Here is an 18,239-nt window from a genome sequence, read left to right on the forward strand (position 1 = left end):
CAAGGTCTTATCTATCTTCAATTGATGTTCGTCATGGCCACATGGGGCCTGAACATCGTCTCCATCAAGTACCTCACGCAACACATGGACATCCAGGCGCTGGCCGCCGTGCGGATCGTCATTGCGTTCATCACCGTCACCCTGATCATCAAGGCCCGTCGAGGCCGCGTACCCAAGCTGGGTCGCGTGGAGCTGGGCTGGGTGGCGCTGGCGGGCTTCCTGGTGGTGTACGCGCACCAGGTAGCGCTGGTGTCCGGGCTGCGGTTCTCGTCGGCGGCCAACGGCACGCTGATCATGGCCACCAGCCCATTGTTGTCGGCATTGCTGGCCGCGCTGTTCTATCGCGAAAAACTGACCACGGTACGCATCTGCGGGGCATTGCTCGGCCTGCTGGGCGTGGGCATGGTGGTGGCGGGCAGTGGGGCGCAGTTCGGCCTGACCGGCTGGGGCGATGCGGTTGTTTTCGTGGCCGTGCTGGTGTTCGTGTGTGGCGGGCTGGTGATCCAGCGCATGTCGCGCACGATGGATCCGCTGGGCATGCTTTGGTACATGTACCTGGCAGGCGGGCTGATGCTGGTGGCGCACGCGCTGGTGACGCCGTCTTCTTATCAGACCGATACGTGGCAGATGACGTGGTGGCCGTGGCTGGTGCTGCTGTTTTCGGCGGTGATCGCCTCAGGCGTCAGCAACATCATCTGGAACGCGGGCATCGCGCGGCTGGGCATCAGCCGCGCGGCCTTGTTCGTGAACTGGCTGCCGATATTCGGGCTGCTGTTCGCGTCGCTGTTCCTGGATGAGCACGTCACCTTGATCCACGTGCTGGGCCTGGCCTGCGTGTTGGGCGGAACGTGGCTGGGGCTGCGCCGGACGACGCCGGCGCCTGCCCGTAAAGCCGCTTAGCGCTGTGCCTTGAGCAGCGTAGCCGCTTCGATGGCGAAGTACGTCAAGATGCCGTCGGCGCCAGCGCGCTTGAACGCCAGCAGCGCTTCCATCATGACCTTGTCGTGGTCCAGCCAGCCGTTGGCGGCGGCGGCCTTGATCATCGCGTATTCGCCGCTGACCTGATAGGCGAACGTGGGCACGCGGAAGGTGTCTTTCACGCGACGCAGCACGTCCAGATACGGCATGCCGGGCTTGACCATGACCATGTCCGCGCCTTCGTGCAGGTCGGCCGCCACTTCGCGCAAGGCTTCATCGAGGTTGCCCGGGTCCATCTGGTAAGCCATTTTGTTGGACTTGCCCAGGTTGGTGGCCGAGCCCACGGCGTCGCGGAACGGGCCGTAGAACGCGCTGGCGTACTTGGCCGAGTAAGCCATGATCTGCGTGTGGATGTGGCCGTTGGCTTCCAGTGCTTTGCGGACCGCGCCGATGCGGCCGTCCATCATGTCGCTGGGGGCAACCATGTCGACGCCGGCCGCGGCTTGGGTCAGCGCCTGCTTGACCAGGATCTCGACCGTGATTTCATTGATGACGTAGCCGTTCTCGTCGATGACGCCGTCCTGGCCATGGCTGGTGTAGGGGTCCAGCGCCACATCGCACAGAATGCCGAGTTCGGGGAACCGCTTTTTCAGTTCGCCCACCACGCGCGGAATCAGGCCGCGCGGGTTGGTGGCTTCGACGCCGTCGGGCGTTTTCAGCGAGGGGTCGATGACGGGGAACAGCGCCATCACCGGTATGCCCAGTTTCACGCATTGCTCGGCAACCGGCAGCAGCGTGTCCAGCGAATAGCGGACCACGCCGGGCAACGACGCCACGGCTTGCTGCACGCCAGTGCCGTCGGCCACGAAGACGGGGTAGATCAGGTCATTGACCGTCAGCGCATTTTCGCGCACCAGGCGGCGGGTGAAGTCGTCGCGGCGCAGGCGGCGAGGGCGGGAAACCGGAAACTCAGGGGTGATGATCTGCGGGTTCATGATTCGACCTTGGGGGAAATCCAATTCTCAATGTGGGCGCCGGCTTCTTCCAGCCCGATGCGCTCGGGCGCCGAGAACGGGATGGTGTGCAGCGCGCCAATGTCGGCCAGGTCTTTGCGGACGGAGAACACCGTGCGCATGCGCTGGCCGTAAGGCAGTTTGTCGGCCTTGGTCAGCAGCGCCAGCACCGGGCGTCCGGTGGGGGCGATGAAGTTGGCCAGGCGGCGGTCAAGTTCGGTGACGCCGCGGCGGATGTCGATCAGCAACACGATGCCTGCAAGCGACTCGCGGTCGCGCAGATAGCCGCCGAGAATGTCCGCCCATTTTTCTTTCTCGTTGCGCGCGACCGACGCATAGCCGTAGCCGGGCAAGTCAACGAGAAAACCGATGTGGCCTTCCGGATCCAGCGGGTCGGGCAAGCCGAACATGTTGATCAAGCGCGTGCGGCCCGGCGTCTTGCTGGAAAACGCAAGACGGCGCTGGTTGCACAGCACGTTGATGGCCGTGGATTTGCCGGCGTTGGAGCGGCCGACAAAGCAGACCTCGGGAGCGCCGGCGGCCGGCAACTGGTCGAGGCGAGCTGCGGAGGTAAGGAAGGAGGCGCGATGTAGGAGGGACACGGATGGGCTTTGGATACGGTTGGTTTCGAGCCCTATTGTATAATCCGGCGTTTGCAACAGTGGTCCCCGTGCGCGGAGCCGTCTTTTTTGCTTACTGTTTAGGTGCCTGCGGCAACTTGGCAGGCAGAATGGGCAAACGAGGTTCGATACGGTTTTCCAGGGTGTGCGGGGCAGGCGTGGGCGCCTTTTTGCGCCTTGATCGATGTGATCGTCGAGGTCTTCATGAAGCGTGTGCTGTCCCGAATGTTGGTTGCGAGCGGGCTGTTGCTCGGCGCCTCCGCCTTCTCTACACCCAGTTTCGCCGCTGACGGCGCTGCGGGCCCGGCCAAGCCAGATGCCGCCAAGGGCGGTCAGCTGTTTGACCAGGGCGACGCCTCCAGAGGCATCATCGCCTGTGCGTCCTGTCATGGCGCGGCGGGCAACAGCACCATCCCGGTGAACCCCAACCTGGCCGCGCAACCCCACGAATATCTGGCCAAGCAATTGGCCGACTTCCAGATCAAGCAGGGCGCCAAGCTGCCCGTGCGCAATGGCCCGGGCGGCAATCCCACCCCGATGACCGCCATGGCGCAAAACTTGACGCCTGCCGATATGCAGAACATCGCGCTGTACCTGGCGCAACAGCCTCTCAAGGAACCCGCCACGGCCGGCCAGGAGAAGCTGGTGGATCTGGGCCAGAAGATCTGGCGCGGCGGGTTGCCCGAACGCAATGTGCCGGCCTGCGCGGCTTGCCACGCTGCCAATGGCGCCGGCATTCCCGCCCAGTACCCCCGCTTGTCGGGGCAGTTCCCCACGTACATCGAAGAGCAGCTCAAGCTGTTCCGCAGCGGCGACCGCAAGAACGACATCATGTTCGCGATTGCCGACCGCATGTCGGATGCCGATATCAAGGCGGTGTCCGACTACGCGGCAGGCCTGCGGTAGGCGTCAGCCCGCAACACGCGCGGCTGGTCCGCGTTCACGCAACCTGAGCGTGACGGAACCCGATTCCGTTACGCGCTGTCTATGAGGGGGGTAGCCGATCGCGCGGCCCCCCTTTTTTCATGAATTCAACACGCACCCACACTCGCCCCTCCTTGCGCAGCCTGCCCGGTGACTTCTTCGAACTGCTCGGTTCGATGCGGTTCGCCGTCAGCCTGTTGATGTTCATCTGCGTGGCGAGCCTGGTGGGCACGGTGTTGCAGCAGAACCGATCGTCCAGCAACTACATCGACCAGTTCGGTCCGTTCTGGTACGAAGTGTTCGACAAGTTCTCCATCTGGCACGTCTATAACAGCTGGTGGTTCCTGCTGATCATGGGCTTCCTGGTCGTGTCGACATCGGTGTGCCTGATCCGCAACGCACCCAAGATGCTGCGCGACGCGCGCTCGTTCCGCGAACATGTGCGCGCCAGCAGCCTGCGTGCCTTCCCGCATCGCGTGGAAACGGAAGAACCCACCGACGTCGCGCAGACCTCGGCCGGCCTGAAGTCATTGCTGGAACGGCTGGGTTACGCCGTGCGTGTACGGCAGAACAACGACGGCGTGCTGCTGGCCGCCAAGAAGGGCAGCGCCAACCGCCTGGGCTATGTGTTCGCGCACTCGGCCATGGTCATCATCTGCGTGGGCGGCCTGCTCGACAGCGAATTGCCCGTGCGGCTGCAAGTCATGTTCGGCGGCAAGCAGCCCATTGTCGACAACATGCTGATCTCGGAAGTGCCGGAAAGCGGCCGCCTGTCGGTCAATAACCCGAGTTTCCGCGCCAGCGTGCTGGTGCCGGAAGGCGGCCAGGCCAGCACGGCGGTCGTGATGGTGGGCGACGGGGCTCTGGTGCAGCCGATGCCCTTCACGCTGAAGCTGAAGAAATTCGTGGTCGATTACTACTCGACCGGCATGCCCAGCCGTTTCGCCAGCGAAGTCGAAGTGACCGACCCGGATACGGGCAAGACCTTCGATTCCACCATCGAGGTCAACGAACCGCTGCGCTTCAAGGGCATGACGGTGTACCAGTCCAGCTTTGACGATGGCGGCAGCACGGTGGTCTTGAAGGGTTATCCGCTGGTAGGTTCTCAGGATGCCACGTTTACGGTGGACGGCACGGTGGGCAAGACAAGCGAAGTGACCGCTCACACGTCGGCCGGTCCGCGCAGCATGGGCGTCGAAATCACGGCCATGCGGCCGATCAATGTGGAAGACCTGACGCGCGGGGATCCCAAGGGCGCCAACCAGAGTTTTGCTGAACACGTGGCCTCGGTGTCGGGCAGCGCGGCGGGCAAGAAGAACGAGAACCTGCGCAACGTGGGCCCCAGCGTTGAATACAAGCTGATCGATGACGCGGGCCAGGCCCACGAATTCCAGAACTACATGCTGCCCATGGAACTGGACGGCGCCAGCGTCTTCCTGGCCGGCGTGCGCAACAATGCGTCCGAGCCGTTCCGTTATCTGCGCATCCCGGCGGACGACGACAGCTCGATCGCGGAATTCATGCGGCTGCGCGCCACGCTGGCCGACCCGGCCGCGCGCCGCGAAGCTGCCCGCCGTTTCGCCGAGCGCAACAGCCCGTCTGGCGCTGACCAGCAACCCCTGCAAACCGCTGCCGAGCGCGCGCTGGAGACCTTTGCGTCAGGCGGCCTGCAAGCGGTGGCCGCTTTTCTGCAAGCCAACACGCCCGCCGCCGACCTGGAACGGGCCGCTGATGTGGTGATCCGGCTGATCGGTGCCAGCATGAACGAACTGCGCGCCATTGAACGCGAACGCGCCGGCTTGCCCCCCGTTGCGGTCGAAGGCCCCGACGGCGAGCGCGCGGCAGTATGGTCGCGCCTGGCCGTGGCGGCACTGTCCGATCTGACGGTCTATCCCGCGCCGGTGTTTCTGTCGCTGGCCGATTTCAACCATGTGCAGGCCAGCGTGTTCCAGGTCAGCCGCACGCCGGGCAAGAATACGGTCTACCTGGGCAGCCTGTTGTTGGTCCTGGGGGTGTTTTCGATGTTCTACATCCGCGACCGCCGCGTCTGGATCTGGGTCAAGCCGCAAGGCAGTGGCAGCAGCGTCCTGGCGGCCATGACGTCCCAGAAGCGTACACTCGACTTCAATCAGGAGTTTGAACGCTTCAAGCAGGCGCTGCTGCGCCAGAAAAGGTCTTAAGGTTTTCTTATGTCGACGACGACCACCCCGCACCCTTCCTCGCCGGACACGCTGAACGTGGCGCCCGAGGTTCTCTGGCAAGACAGCCTGTCGGAAACGGGCGACAACCGCGCCCGACGCGGCAAGCCGGACTGGACCGACGTAGTCTTTTTCCTGTTGCTGTCGGTGGGCGCGGCCTTCGCGCTGACCCGGCACGGCAACGCGATGGACTATTACGAGAAGATCATCCTGTGCGGCACCGTGCCCGCGTTGGCGTGGCTGGGCTGGCTGTGGCGACCGCTGCGCCGTTTGATGGTCGCCTGTGCGATCGCGGCGGGCCTGGCCTTGATGCTGTACGGCAATGACCTGGCCCGCGCCGAGCAGGTGTTCTTCCTGAAGTACCTGTTCTCGTCGCAGTCCGCCATTTTGTGGATGTGCGCGCTGTTTGCGCTGGCCATGGTCTGCTACTGGATCGGCGTATTCAGCCCCACCGCCGCGTGGCTGGGCACGGCGTTGACGTGGGGCGCGGTGTTTGCCGGCGTCACCGGCTTGTTGGTGCGCTGGCGCGAAGGCCACCTGATGGGGCCTGACCTGGGGCATATCCCCGTCAGCAACCTGTACGAAGTCTTTGTCCTGTTTTCGCTGATCACGGCGCTGTTCTACCTGTATTACGAACGCAAGTACGCCACGCGCGCACTGGGCGGTTTCGTGCTGCTGGTGGTGACGTCAGCCGTCGTGTTCCTGCTTTGGTATTCCTTCACGCGCGATGCCGGCCAGATTCAGCCCTTGGTGCCGGCGTTGAAAAGCTGGTGGATGAAGCTGCATGTGCCCGCCAACTTCATCGGCTACGGCACGTTCTCGCTGGCGGCGATGGTGGGCTTTGCCTACCTGGTCAAGCAGCACGGGCAGACCACGTCGTGGGCCAAGCTGGCGCCCTTGTTCATTCTGGGCGTGCTGCTGTGCGCCGAGCCGATGGTGTTCCGCACCGACGGCCTGTCCGCCACCTGGATGCTGTACTTCGGTGTGGGCGCCGTGATCGTGGGCGCCATCCTGCTGGGCCGCCGCCGCATCGCCGCCGCGCTGCCCTCGCTGGAGGTGCTGGACGACATCATGTATCGCGCCATCGCGATCGGCTTCGCCTTCTTCACGGTGGCGACGATTCTGGGCGCGCTGTGGGCAGCGGATGCCTGGGGCGCGTACTGGCAGTGGGATCCCAAGGAAACCTGGGCGCTGATCGTCTGGCTGAACTACGCGGCCTGGCTGCACATGCGCCTGATCAAGGGCTTGCGCGGCACCATGGCGGCCTACTGGGCGTTGATGGGCCTGCTGATCACCGGCTTTGCATTCCTGGGCGTGAACATGTTCCTGTCGGGGCTACACTCGTACGGTCAGTTGTAAATACGCGGAAGACTGACCAAAAGGCCCCTCGGGGCCTTTTTCATTGGGACTTGCCGGGCTACCGCGCCAATGTACTCGCCAGCATTGGCCCGTCCGAGGATCACAGTGTGGATTCACCTCGCAGCAAATCGTCCAGCGTCTCGCGCTGGCGCACGACGTGATAGTTGCCGCCGTCGACCATGACTTCGGCGGCGCGCGCGCGCGTGTTGTAGTTGCTGGCCATCGCCATGCTGTAGGCGCCCGCCGATTCCACCGCCAGCACATCGCCCTGCTTGATCGCCAGCTTGCGTTGTCTGGCCAGCCAGTCGGCGCTTTCGCAGACGGGGCCGACGATGTCATATTCCACTTGATCGCCGGCGCGCGGGCGCAGCGGGTGCACGCCATGGTAGGCCTCATAGAGCGCGGGGCGCAGCAGGTCGTTCATGGCGGCGTCGACAATGGCGAAGTTGCGGGCTTCGGCATGCTTTAGATACTGCACGGTGGTCAGCAGCACGCCCGCGTTGCCGACGAGCGAACGGCCTGGTTCCAGCACCAGATGCAGATGCCCCTGGCCGCGCGCATTCAGGCGTTCAAACACGCGATCCAGCAACGCCTTGGGCGAAGGGGGTGTTTCATCCGTATAGCGGATGCCCAGGCCGCCGCCCAGGTCCAGATGAGCGATGCGAATGCCTTCGTGATCCAACGCGTCGATCAGGTCCAGCAACTTTTCCAGCGCATCGAAATAGGGACTGATGTCGGTCAGTTGCGAGCCGATATGGCAGTCGACGCCCACGATGTCCAGGCCCGGCAAGGACCGCGCAACGCGATAGGCGTCCAGCGCTGATTCGATGGCGATGCCGAACTTGTTCTCTTTCAGGCCGGTGGAGATATAGGGGTGCGTCTGCGCGTCCACGTCGGGGTTCACGCGCAGCGACACCGGGGCGCGCACGCCAAGTGCTTCGGCCACGTCGGACAGGCGGTGCAGCTCGGCTTCGGACTCCACGTTGAAGCACTTCACCTTGGCCGCCAGCGCGTCGCGCATTTCCCAGGCTTGCTTGCCCACGCCGGAAAATACGATCTTGGACGGATCGGCGCCCACCGCCAGCGCGCGCTTGAGTTCTCCGCCCGAAACGATGTCAAAGCCCGCGCCCAGCCGCACGAATTCCTTCAACACCGCCAGATTTGAATTGGCCTTCATGCCGTAGCAGACCAGCACGGGGCGTTGCCCGATGGCGCTATGGTAGGTTTCCCAGGCGGCCTTGAGGGCCGCGCGCGAATAGACGTACAGCGGGGTGCCTAGCCTATGCGCCAGATGGTCCAGGGGAACATCCTCGGCGTACAGTACGTTATTGCGGTACTGGAAATAAGGATGACCGGCCAGCTCGGGCGGCAAGGGATAGGCAGACGTCATGGAATCGAGGGCGGGGCCGGAATTTGCGGCGTGGGTTGCGAACTCGACGGCGGCTTGCCGTCAGGCGTCGGCATATATAAAGGCCCCTTGTACCCGCAGGCCGCCACCATGCCGGAGGCCACAAGCGTGGCTACAATGCGAAGAGCCATGCGGCTGAATGCCAATTGGAACACTGGGAACTCCGTAATTCTTGCAGGCTCGATTATGACCGAAACCGAATTTCTTGCGTTGATCGACCAGGTGCTGGACAGCATCGAAAGCCAGGCCGATGACTGGGCGGCTTCGCTCGACGTCGATGTGGAAACCAGCCGCAGCGGCAATGTCTTGACCATGGTCTTTGAAGATAACACCCATGTCGTCGTGAACAGTCAGGCCGCCATGCAGGAGCTCTGGGTGGCCGCGCGCAGCGGCGGCTTCCATTACCGCTACGACGGCCAACACTGGAACGACACCCGGGGTGGCCCGCAACTGCCAGACGCCTTGTCCCAGATCTGCTCGGCTGCGGCCGGCGTGCCCGTTACGCTGAAACTGTAAGGCCGGCCTGGCTGGTAACCGGCCGGCCTGCCCAGCGCAGGCATGCATTCAAGCTTGTTGATAAGCCCCAGGTTTTACGACCCTGGGGCTTATTGTTTTCTTCGCCGGGCTTATGTGGCCAGGGTCAGAACTTGAACACTTCTTCCAGGTCCACGGTTTCTTCCACCGATTCCAGCTTTACGCTTTGTTCGATGTGCTCCAGGTGATGCAGTGTCAGTTCCTCGGCGCGCTGGGCGTCGCGGGCCGCAATGGCTTCGGTGATGAGCTCGTGCTCGTCGTCGCGGCAGCTTGTGGCGGTGGGCAGGTTGTACAGGAAGATGACCAGGCAGGTCAGCGTGGACAGTTCGCGCATGGTGCGCGCCAGTTCGCCGTTGCCCGCCAGTTCGCTTAGCAGGATATGGAATTCCCCCGCCAGCCGGATGATGGCGCGCTTGTCGTCGCGCTTGCGGGCGTCGTGTTCCAGGACGACGTGCTCGCGCAGGCGCGCCAGTTTTTCAGGGGTGAGGTTCTGCGTCAGGCGCCGCACCACGGCGGGTTCGATCAGCCTGCGGGCCTCGAAGACGTCGCGTGCTTTCTCGATCGACGGCTTGGCCACATAGGCGCCGCGCTGGGGAAACAGTTCAACAATCTGTTCGTGGGCCAGGCGCGCTAGCACCTCGCGGATGCGCGGCCGGCTGACTTCGAAGATTTCGGCCAGGCGCTCTTCGACCAGCTTGGTGCCGGGTTTCAGGCGGTTGTCCAGGATGGCGCGATAGATGCGCTCGTAGATGCCGGTGACCGAAGTTTCGCGTTTGTCTGATGCCATGGGCTCGTTCTTGGTTTGCGCGTGAAAAGCCAGGACGGGATCGCCGCCCTGGGTAATGAGCGGCTTCTTGCCGCTTGTAGACCTCATGTTGTTCGCAACATGACGGGTGAACGTGAAGATACCCGATCAACCGCCGCCGTTGGAGACGCGGCTCGAGGTGCGGTCGGAAATAATGTTAACAATTTACTGTTGAAATGTATATTTCAGGGTAATCACTAGCGTAATCATTCTTGTATTCAGCCTAGAATCCGCTCACAACATGTCCATCCGGCCGCGCTTTTCGCGACACGGAAAGGGCGGATCAGACGGGCTGACGCATATGACGAAGCATGGTTTTGACCTGGTGCTGCGCGACGCGGTGCTGGCGACCGCTGGCGATACCTGTCGCGCGGATCTGGGGATATCGGACGGCCGCATCGTGCAGATCGGGCGTGGCCTGGCGCCGGGCCTATGCGAGATCGATGTGGCCGGGCGCGTGGTGACGCCGGGTGGCATTGACGCGCATTGCCACCTGGACCAACCGATGGCGCCACCCGTCAAACTGGCGGACGACTTTTTCACCGGCACGCGTTCAGCCGCCTGCGGTGGTACGACCACCGTGATTCCGTTCGCGGCGCAGCAGAAGGGCGGCACCGTGCAGGCCGCCATTGACGATTACCACCAGCGTGCCGAAGGCCGCGCCTGCGTGGACTACGCCTTCCACCTGATCCTGACCGACCCCACGCCCGCCGTGCTGAACGACGAACTGCCGCGGCTGATCAAGGCAGGCTACACCTCGTTCAAGCTGTACATGACCTACGACGCGCTCAAGCTGTCCGACGGCCAGATCCTGGACGTGCTGGACGTGGCGCGCACGCATGGCGGCATGGCGATGATTCATGCCGAGAATTCGGATTGCATCGCCTGGCTGACGCGCCGCCTGGAAGCCTCGGGCCGCACCGCGCCGCGTTTCCATGCGGTGTCGCGGCCGACGCTGGTGGAGCGCGAGGGCGCGCATCGCGCGATCGCGCTGTCCGAACTTATCGACGTGCCCATCCTGCTGGTGCATATCTCGGGCGGCGAGGCCGTCGCGCAGATCCGTGACGCGCGCGCCAAGGGGCTGAATGTCTATGCCGAAACCTGCCCGCAATACATGTTGCTGACCGCCGCCGACCTGGGCATGGACGACAGCTATGTCGGCGCGCGCTGCGTATGCAGCCCCCCGCCACGCGACAAATCCAGCCAGGAGGATATCTGGCAGGGGCTGGCGGACGGCCTGTTTACGGTGTTTTCGTCGGACCACTCGCCCTTCAACCTGACGGGCGAAGACGGCAAGACGCCCGGCGGCAAAGAGGTGGCGTTCCGCCATATTCCGAATGGCATCCCCGGCATTGAAACGCGCATGCCGCTGCTGTATTCGGAAGGCGTGCTGGGCGGGCGCATCAGCCTGAATCGCTTTGTGGAGCTGACCGCGACCCAGCCGGCGCGCGCCTACGGCCTGTACCCACAGAAGGGCACGTTGGCCATCGGCAGCGATGCCGACCTGGTGATCTGGGAAGAGCGCGAATTCACGCTCACCAACGAACACCTGCACCACGCGGTGGACTACACGCCATATGCGGGCATGACGCTGCGGGCCTGGCCCGCAATGACCCTGTTGCGCGGACAAGTCGTTTGGGACGGCGAGCGTTTTGCCGGCGCGCCGGGCCAGGGAACGTTCTTGCCGCGCGGGCTGCCCAGTCTTGCGCCACCCAGCGCCCGCAAGGGCGCGCAGCCCGCCTGGCGCTAGCGTGCCACACGGATACCCGTCATTCATTCGGAGGATATTGCGTTGAAAACTACCTTGATCAAGAACGCCGATGTTGTGGTTGCCTGGGACGAAGCACGCCAGCGGCACGTCTACATGAAGAACGCCGACGTGGCGTTCGCGGACGGGCGCATCACGCACGTCGGGCCGGGCGCGCAGGCGGTGGCGCCAGATGCGGAAATCGTCAGTGGCAGCGGCATGATGGTGATGCCGGGCCTGGTGGACATCCACAGCCATCTGGTGCATGAGCCCATCAACAAGGGCTACACGGACGAGACCGGATCGGCGGGCCTGTACAACTCAAACCTGTACGAGTACATGCCCACGATGGAAGGCGACGACGAGGCCGCGCCCGCGCAACTGACGCTGGCCGCCGCCGAACTGCTGATGTCCGGCGTGACGACCGTGGTGGATATGTCGGTGGCGCACGAGCAGTGGATCGACATCATGGTGCAGAGCGGGCTGCGGGCTTATATCGCGCCCATGTTCCGCTCGGCGCGCTGGTACACGCGCAACGGCCATGTTGTGGAATACGAATGGAACGAGAAGGCCGGCGAGGCAGGCATGGAACGCGCGCTGGCGTTGATCGACAAGGCCGAGGCGCATGCATGCGGCCGGCTGACGGGCATGCTGGTGCCGGCGCAGATCGACACCTGTACACCGGAACTGCTGACGGCCAGCCACCAGGAGGCGAAGCGCCGTGGCATCGGCTGGCAGACGCATGCCGCGCAGTCGCTGCCGGAATTTCACGAGATCACGCGCCGCCATGGCCTGACGCCGATTCAGTGGCTGCACAGCCTGGGCGTGCTGGACCCCGGCAGCATCGTGGGCCACGGCATCTTCGTGGACGACCACCCGAATACGCACTGGAATACGGCGACCGACCTGTCCATTCTGTCTGAAACAGGCGCCAGCGTGGCGCACTGTCCCACGGTCTTCATGCGCCGGGGCATGGCGCTGCGCGACTTCGGGCGCTATCGCCGCGCGGGCATCAACCTGGGCATCGGCACGGACACCTATCCGCACAACATGATCGAGGAAATGCGCCACGTGGGCTATCTGGCCCGCTTGATGGCGCAAACGCCACGCGCCGTCACCACGGGCGAAGTGTTCCACGCTGCGACCATCGGGGGCGCGAAGGCGCTGGGCCGCGACGACCTGGGCCGCATCGCCGTGGGCGCGCGTGCCGACTTGGTGATGGTCGACATGACGCATCACTTGATGCGCCCGTCACGCGACCCGGTGCGCAGCCTGGTTTACGCCGCCGCCGACCGCGCCGTGCATACCGTGTACATCGACGGCCATCGTGTGGTGCATGAGGGGCAGGTGCATTCGCTGGACTACCGCAAGGCCGCCGAGCAGGTGGACGAGGCCCAGCGCCGCGCCGAGGCGCTGGTGCCTTCGCGCGACCTGGTGGCTGGCCGCAGCGCCGAGCAGATGTCGCCGCTGTCGTTCGACATCGTCTGATCCGATCGCTACCGACTCAAGGGGCTGGCCACAGGCCCCGTTCATCCATAAAAACTTCAAGGGAATGACATGGCTTATCTGAACGCTGAAAGACTTGAAACCCGCTACGGCCTGGGCCGCGTGGGTGCCACGCTGGCTTGCGCCGCCGCCTTAGCCTGGGCGCCCGCGCAGGCGGAAACGCTGACCGTGGTGATGGCCAGCAAGCTGACCGTGCTGGACCCCGTGCTGACCGCGTCGCACCAGACGCGCAATCACGCCTACATGATCTACGACACGCTGCTGGCGACGGACGCGAACAACAAGGTCCAGCCGCAGATGGCGGACAAGTGGGAGATCTCGCCGGACGGCAAGACCTACACGTTCACGCTGCGCGATGGCTTGAAATGGCATGACGGCACGCCGGTGAAAGCCGAGGATTGCGTGGCGTCGATCCAGCGCTGGGCGCAGTCGGACAAGACTGGCCGCCAGCTGATGCCGCTGGTCACGTCGATGGATGTCGTTGACGACAAGACCTTCAAGATCGTGCTGAAGGAGCCCGCGGACGTGTTGTCGGCATTGGGCAAGCCCAGCGGCCTGCCCAGCTTCATGATGCCCAAGCGCGTGGCGCAGACGCCGGTGGCGCAGGCCATCACCGACTACACGGGGTCGGGGCCTTTCAAGTTCGTGCAAAAGGAATTCCAGCCGGGCGTGAAGACGGTCTACGAAAAGAACACTGACTACGTGCCGCGCAAGGAAGCGCCCAGCTGGACGGCGGGCGGCAAGGTGGTGAACGTGGACCGCGTGGAATGGGTGGCCATGGCCGACCCGATGACGACCGTGAACGCCTTGCTGGGCGGCGAGGTCGATTACATCGAGACCGTGCCCTTCGACCTGGTGCCGATGGTGAAGAGTTCACCCGACCTGACGCTGCGGGTGCTGGACAAGATGGGCTACCAGCCCATGTACCGCTTCAACCAACTCAACGCGCCTTTCGACAACAAGCTGGTACGCCAGGCCGCCATGTACGCGGTCGGCCAGGACGACATCCTGAAGGCGCAGGTAGGCGATCCGGAATTCTTCAAGACTTGCGGCGCGGTGTTCGGCTGCGGCCTGCCTTATTCCAGCGATACGCGCGCCGACATGATCGTGCCGTCCAACATCGACAAGGCCAAGGCGCTGCTGAAAGAAGCCAAGTATGACGGCACGCCCGTGGTGGTGCTGCATGCGACCGACATCGCCATGGCCTCCGCCATTCCCGTGGTGATGGCGCAGCAGTTGCGCCAGGCAGGCTTCAACGTGCAATTGCAAGCCATGGACTTCATGACCATGCTGTCGCGCCGCGCCAACCGCGACGTGCCGGCCAAGGGCGGCTGGAGCATTTTCGTGACCACGTGGCACGTCAGCGAAATCATGGATCCGCTGCGCAACTATGGCGTGTCGGCCAACGGCGAGAAGGCCTGGTTCGGCTGGCCGACCGTGCCGAAGGTGGAAGCGCTGCGCGACCAGTTCCTGGTGGCGGCGACGGAAGCCGAACGCAAGCAGATCGCCGAACAGTTGCAGGACGTGATGCTGGATGAAGGCGTGGCCATCACACTGGGCCAGATCGAGACGGCCGCGGCCTACAGCAAGAAGCTGTCGGGCGTGCTGGAATCGCCCGCGCCGGTGTTCTGGAACATCAAGAAAGCCAGCCGGTAAGCCAGCATGTTCAGCTACCTACTCAGACGCATCCTGGCCACGGTTCCCGTGGTGCTGACGGTGGCCGTGCTGGTGTTCTGCCTGCTGCGGCTGACGCCGGGGGATCCGGCGCTGATGCTGGCGGGCGATGCGGCCACCGAGACGCAACTGGCGCAGATCCGCGAACACATGGGGCTGGACCGGTCGCTGGCCACCCAGTTTTTCCTGTGGAGCGGGCAGGTGTTGCAGGGTGATCTGGGCGTGTCGCTGCATTCGGGCACGCCCGTCACTGCGATGATCAGCAGCCGCGTCGGGCCGTCGCTGGCCCTCGCGCTGTCGACCATCTTGCTGTCCACGCTGATCGCGGTGCCGCTGGGCGTGTTCGCGGCCTGGCGGCGCGGCACCCGCGCGGATAGGGCGGTGATGGCATTTTCGGTACTGGGCTTTTCGGTGCCCATCTTCGTCACAGGCTATGCCCTGATCCTGCTGTTCGCCATGAAGTTGGGCTGGCTGCCCGTGCAAGGCTATAAGTCGCCGTCGGCGGGCCTTTGGGCCTTCGGCATGCACCTGCTGCTGCCCACCCTTGCGCTCAGCACGGGCTTTGTCGCCCTGATTGCGCGCATCGCGCGCAGCAGCGTGCTGGAGGTGATGGGTGAAGACTTCATCCGCACCGCGCGCGCCAAGGGCATTACCGAACGCGCCGTGATGATGGCGCACGCGCTGCGCACCGCGGCCGTGCCCATCATCACCGTGATCGGCGTCAGCATCGCGCTGCTGATCAGCGGCGTGGTCGTCACGGAGTCGGTGTTCAACCTGCCCGGCCTGGGCCGGCTGGTGGTCGAGTCCGTGCTGGCCCGGGATTATCCGCTGATCCAGGGGCTGATCCTGCTGTTCTCGCTGGTCTACATCGGCGTGAACCTGACCATCGACGTCCTGTACTCGGTGTTCGATCCGCGCATCCGTTATTGAAGGAACCCGCATGTCCACTTCCATACACTCGATAGCGGGTGGGGCCGGCCTCGCGCCCGCCATCCGCAAACGACCCAGGTCCGCGCTGATGCGCACGCTGTCCACCTGGCCGGTCATGGCCGCGCTGGTGATGCTTGCGGTCATCGTGCTGGCCGCCATCTTGGCCAATCTGCTGGGCCTGGCCGACCCGATGGCCATCAACCCTGTGCAGCGCCTGCAGGGCTTTTCGGCCGAGCATTGGTTCGGCACCGACGCCTACGGCCGCGACGTGCTGTCGCGCGTGGTTCACGGCGCGCGCATCTCGCTGATGATCGGCGCGGGCACCGCCGTGGCCGCGTTGATACCGGGCCTGCTGCTGGGCGTGATCGCCGGCTACTTTCGCGCGGCCGACATGGTCATCATGCGCGTCATGGACGGCATCATGTCCGTGCCCAGTATTCTGCTGGCCATCGCGCTGGTTGCGGTGACCGGCGCCAGCATGCTGACGGTGCTGATCGCCATTGCCGTGCCTGAATTTCCACGCGTGGTGCGCCTGGTGCGTGGCCTGATCCTGAGCCTGCGCGACGAGCCCTATGTGGAAGCCGCCATCTCGCTGGGCACGCCCACGCACGTGTTGATGATGCGCCATCTGGTGCCCAACACGGTGGCGCCGCTGATCGTGCAGGGCACCTTCATTTTCGCGTCCGCCATGCTGTCCGAGGCGGTCATGAGCTTTCTGGGCGTGGGCATGCCGCCGGAGTTCCCGTCCTGGGGCAACGTCATTGCCGAGGGCCGCATGTACTTCCAGATCAAGCCTGGGCTGATCCTGCTGCCGGGCCTGTTCCTGGCGTTGACCGTGCTTAGTGTGAACATGCTGGGCGACGCCATGCGTGACGCGCTGGATCCCAAGATGGCACGGAGGGTCTGACATGAACGATTCCACAATGCCGGTGTTGCAAGTGCAGAACCTGTCGGTGGCGCTGGTGGGCGCGCCGGCGGATGAGCCGCGCCACGTGGTCGAAGGCATCAGTTTCGACATACACGCCGGTGAAACCCTGTGCGTGGTCGGGGAATCCGGATCGGGCAAATCCGTTACGTCGTTTTCGGTGATGGGCCTGCTGGCGCCGGATGCGCTGCGGCCCAGCGCGGGCCGCATCCTGCTTGACGGCGAAGATGTGCTGGCGTGCACGCCGGAGCGCCTGCGGGAACTGCGCGCCACCCGCATGTCCATGGTGTTCCAGGAACCCATGACGGCGCTCAACCCCGTGCGCACGGTGGGCTGGCAGATCGACGAGGTGCTGCGTACCCATAGCGGCCTGGACGCGGCCGCCCGCAAGCGCAAGATCCTGGACATGCTGGAGTCGGTGCGGTTGCCGGACGTGGAGCGCATCTACCAGTCCTATCCGCACCAGTTGTCTGGCGGACAGCGCCAGCGCATCGTCATCTGCATGGCGCTGATCCTGAACCCCAAGCTGCTCATCGCCGACGAGCCCACCACCGCGCTGGACGTGACGACCCAGAAGCAGATTCTGGCGCTGATCCTGGAGCTGCAGAAGTCGCACAACACCGCGGTGTTGTTCATCACGCACGACTTTGGCGTGGTGGCCGAGATTGCTGACCGCATTGCGGTGATGAACCGTGGAAGATTGGTCGAAGTGGGTACCCGCGACGAGATCCTGGCGCGCCCGAAAGAGGCCTACACGCGCATGCTGGTGTCGTCGGTGCCGGGCCTGGCGCCGGCAGCGCGGCAGACGCCTGAAGGCGAACCCGTGCTGGTGGTAAAGGGGCTGCAAAAAACCTATGCCGAACGCGGCTTTTTCAAGGCCAGGCGCGCGGTGCACGCCGTGCGCGACGTCAGCTTTACGCTGCGCAAGAAAGAGATCGTCGGCATCGTGGGCGAGTCGGGTTCGGGCAAGTCCACCCTGGCGCGCTGCATCGCGCGCCTGATCGACCCCAGTTCAGGCAGCGTGCGCTTGGACGGTACCGAGATCGCCACCGCCAGCAAACGGGAATTTCATCCCGTGCGCAAACGCATCCAGGTCGTGTTCCAGGATCCGTACCGGTCGCTCAATGCGCGCATCCGCGTGGGCGATTCCATTGTCGAGGGCATGCGCAATTTTGGCGTGCCGCAAGACGAAGCCCGGGCGCGAGCCATCGAGCTGCTGGATATCGTCGGGCTGGGGGCGGACACCATGGATCGCTATCCGCATCAGTTTTCGGGCGGGCAGCGCCAGCGCATCTGCATCGCGCGGGCGCTTGCCCTGCGGCCCGACATCCTGATCGCCGACGAGGCGGTGTCCGCGCTGGACGTGTCGGTACAGGCGCAGGTGCTGGAACTGATTGAAGACATACGCGCCCGCACCGACACGGCGGTGCTGTTCATTACGCACGACCTGCGGGTCGCGGCGCAGATCTGCAACTCCATCGTTGTGATGAAGTCGGGGCAGATCGTCGAGGCAGGGGAGGCGGCCGAGGTGCTGACTCGGCCGCAGGACGGCTACACGCGTCAGTTGCTGGACGCCGCGCCAGGCAGGCATTGGGATTTCAAGCGTTTCAGGCCGGCCGAAGCAGTGCTGCGGTAAGGCGCTGGAAGCTGTCAGCAGTAATAAGGCCGGCCTATCCAG

The 18,239-nt window shown here is 64.3% G+C and carries 16 protein-coding genes; 11 read left to right on the top strand and 5 right to left on the bottom strand.

The annotated features are described in order from the left end of the window. Positions 1-24 precede the first annotated feature (24 nt). Complete coding sequence (locus WBR68_RS06175; RefSeq protein WP_050448344.1) at positions 25-900, top strand: DMT family transporter; 876 nt, start codon at positions 25-27, stop codon at positions 898-900. Here the strand turns inward: WBR68_RS06175 and hemB are convergent. Further along, complete coding sequence (gene hemB / locus WBR68_RS06180; RefSeq protein WP_050448301.1) at positions 897-1,913, bottom strand: porphobilinogen synthase; 1,017 nt, start codon at positions 1,911-1,913, stop codon at positions 897-899. The genes WBR68_RS06175 and hemB overlap by 4 nt on opposite strands. Next, on the bottom strand, positions 1,910-2,533 hold the full coding sequence (yihA, locus tag WBR68_RS06185; RefSeq protein WP_006216506.1) for a ribosome biogenesis GTP-binding protein YihA/YsxC: 624 nt from the start codon (positions 2,531-2,533) through the stop codon (positions 1,910-1,912). Before yihA ends, hemB begins: the two co-directional genes overlap by 4 nt. Positions 2,534-2,755: 222 nt before the next feature. Between yihA and WBR68_RS06190 the strand changes: the two genes are divergently transcribed. The 3 genes from WBR68_RS06190 to ccsB all read left to right on the top strand — a co-directional run bounded on the left by WBR68_RS06190 (position 2,756) and on the right by ccsB (position 7,032). Beyond that, a complete protein-coding gene (locus tag WBR68_RS06190) occupies positions 2,756-3,457 on the top strand; it encodes a c-type cytochrome (protein ID WP_127186176.1) in 702 nt (233 codons plus the stop codon). Between the two features lie 119 nt (positions 3,458-3,576). Then, positions 3,577-5,655, top strand: a complete 2,079-nt coding sequence (locus WBR68_RS06195; protein ID WP_230693719.1) for a cytochrome c biogenesis protein ResB — start codon at positions 3,577-3,579, stop codon at positions 5,653-5,655. A 9-nt stretch (positions 5,656-5,664) separates the two neighbouring features. After that, positions 5,665-7,032: a c-type cytochrome biogenesis protein CcsB gene (gene ccsB / locus WBR68_RS06200; RefSeq protein WP_083447463.1), complete on the top strand. Its 1,368-nt coding sequence runs from the start codon at positions 5,665-5,667 to the stop codon at positions 7,030-7,032. Positions 7,033-7,132: 100 nt separating this feature from the next. Here ccsB and lysA read toward each other — a convergent pair whose 3' ends face one another. Both lysA and lptM read right to left on the bottom strand, forming a co-directional pair. Next, a complete protein-coding gene (gene lysA / locus WBR68_RS06205) occupies positions 7,133-8,422 on the bottom strand; it encodes a diaminopimelate decarboxylase (protein ID WP_230693720.1) in 1,290 nt (429 codons plus the stop codon). Continuing rightward, a complete protein-coding gene (gene lptM, locus WBR68_RS06210; RefSeq protein ID WP_332310611.1) occupies positions 8,419-8,676 on the bottom strand; it encodes an LPS translocon maturation chaperone LptM in 258 nt (85 codons plus the stop codon). The genes lysA and lptM overlap by 4 nt, the downstream gene beginning before the upstream one ends. Here lptM and cyaY point away from each other — a divergent pair. Continuing rightward, the gene (gene cyaY, locus WBR68_RS06215; RefSeq protein ID WP_006227433.1) at positions 8,627-8,956 is read left to right on the top strand and encodes an iron donor protein CyaY; all 330 of its coding nucleotides are present in this window, start codon (positions 8,627-8,629) and stop codon (positions 8,954-8,956) included. The genes lptM and cyaY overlap by 50 nt on opposite strands. A gap of 124 nt (positions 8,957-9,080) precedes the next feature. On the opposite strand, the gene WBR68_RS06220 is transcribed toward cyaY, so the two are convergent. Beyond that, positions 9,081-9,761, bottom strand: coding sequence for a GntR family transcriptional regulator (locus WBR68_RS06220; RefSeq protein WP_050448347.1), 681 nt, complete (start codon positions 9,759-9,761; stop codon positions 9,081-9,083). 319 nt (positions 9,762-10,080) lie between these two features. Here WBR68_RS06220 and hydA point away from each other — a divergent pair, with 319 nt between their 5' ends. The 6 genes from hydA to WBR68_RS06250 all read left to right on the top strand — a co-directional run bounded on the left by hydA (position 10,081) and on the right by WBR68_RS06250 (position 18,197). Then, a complete protein-coding gene (gene hydA / locus WBR68_RS06225; RefSeq protein ID WP_230693721.1) occupies positions 10,081-11,529 on the top strand; it encodes a dihydropyrimidinase in 1,449 nt (482 codons plus the stop codon). A gap of 42 nt (positions 11,530-11,571) precedes the next feature. After that, a complete protein-coding gene (locus tag WBR68_RS06230; protein ID WP_230693722.1) occupies positions 11,572-13,014 on the top strand; it encodes an amidohydrolase family protein in 1,443 nt (480 codons plus the stop codon). A gap of 69 nt (positions 13,015-13,083) precedes the next feature. Further along, positions 13,084-14,688 (top strand): ABC transporter substrate-binding protein, encoded by a 1,605-nt coding sequence (locus tag WBR68_RS06235; RefSeq protein ID WP_127186171.1) that lies wholly within the window; start codon positions 13,084-13,086, stop codon positions 14,686-14,688. Positions 14,689-14,694: 6 nt separating this feature from the next. Further along, positions 14,695-15,636, top strand: coding sequence for an ABC transporter permease (locus WBR68_RS06240; RefSeq protein ID WP_230693723.1), 942 nt, complete (start codon positions 14,695-14,697; stop codon positions 15,634-15,636). A gap of 10 nt (positions 15,637-15,646) precedes the next feature. Beyond that, entirely contained in the window at positions 15,647-16,543 is an 897-nt protein-coding gene (locus WBR68_RS06245) for an ABC transporter permease (RefSeq protein WP_230693724.1), read from the top strand. A gap of 1 nt (position 16,544) precedes the next feature. Next, positions 16,545-18,197: an ABC transporter ATP-binding protein gene (locus WBR68_RS06250; RefSeq protein ID WP_230693725.1), complete on the top strand. Its 1,653-nt coding sequence runs from the start codon at positions 16,545-16,547 to the stop codon at positions 18,195-18,197. Positions 18,198-18,239 lie beyond the last annotated feature (42 nt).

The sequence above is a fragment of the Achromobacter sp. JD-1 genome (assembly GCF_038594925.1).
Lineage (GTDB): Bacteria > Pseudomonadota > Gammaproteobacteria > Burkholderiales > Burkholderiaceae_B > Achromobacter > Achromobacter spanius_C.

What these genes read in the sequence shown, in the direction of transcription:
- ccsB (WP_083447463.1), top strand. Translation starts at nt 5,665, where the DNA reads ATGTCGACGACGACCACCCCGCACCCTTCCTCGCCGGACACGCTGAAC.
- WBR68_RS06195 (WP_230693719.1), top strand. Translation starts at nt 3,577, where the DNA reads ATGAATTCAACACGCACCCACACTCGCCCCTCCTTGCGCAGCCTGCCC.
- hydA (WP_230693721.1), top strand. Translation starts at nt 10,081, where the DNA reads ATGACGAAGCATGGTTTTGACCTGGTGCTGCGCGACGCGGTGCTGGCG.
- WBR68_RS06235 (WP_127186171.1), top strand. Translation starts at nt 13,084, where the DNA reads ATGGCTTATCTGAACGCTGAAAGACTTGAAACCCGCTACGGCCTGGGC.
- WBR68_RS06175 (WP_050448344.1), top strand. Translation starts at nt 25, where the DNA reads ATGTTCGTCATGGCCACATGGGGCCTGAACATCGTCTCCATCAAGTAC.
- hemB (WP_050448301.1), bottom strand. Translation starts at nt 1,913, where the DNA reads ATGAACCCGCAGATCATCACCCCTGAGTTTCCGGTTTCCCGCCCTCGC.
- WBR68_RS06190 (WP_127186176.1), top strand. Translation starts at nt 2,756, where the DNA reads ATGAAGCGTGTGCTGTCCCGAATGTTGGTTGCGAGCGGGCTGTTGCTC.
- WBR68_RS06250 (WP_230693725.1), top strand. Translation starts at nt 16,545, where the DNA reads ATGAACGATTCCACAATGCCGGTGTTGCAAGTGCAGAACCTGTCGGTG.
- cyaY (WP_006227433.1), top strand. Translation starts at nt 8,627, where the DNA reads ATGACCGAAACCGAATTTCTTGCGTTGATCGACCAGGTGCTGGACAGC.
- WBR68_RS06220 (WP_050448347.1), bottom strand. Translation starts at nt 9,761, where the DNA reads ATGGCATCAGACAAACGCGAAACTTCGGTCACCGGCATCTACGAGCGC.
- WBR68_RS06240 (WP_230693723.1), top strand. Translation starts at nt 14,695, where the DNA reads ATGTTCAGCTACCTACTCAGACGCATCCTGGCCACGGTTCCCGTGGTG.
- lptM (WP_332310611.1), bottom strand. Translation starts at nt 8,676, where the DNA reads ATGCTGTCCAGCACCTGGTCGATCAACGCAAGAAATTCGGTTTCGGTC.
- lysA (WP_230693720.1), bottom strand. Translation starts at nt 8,422, where the DNA reads ATGACGTCTGCCTATCCCTTGCCGCCCGAGCTGGCCGGTCATCCTTAT.
- WBR68_RS06245 (WP_230693724.1), top strand. Translation starts at nt 15,647, where the DNA reads ATGTCCACTTCCATACACTCGATAGCGGGTGGGGCCGGCCTCGCGCCC.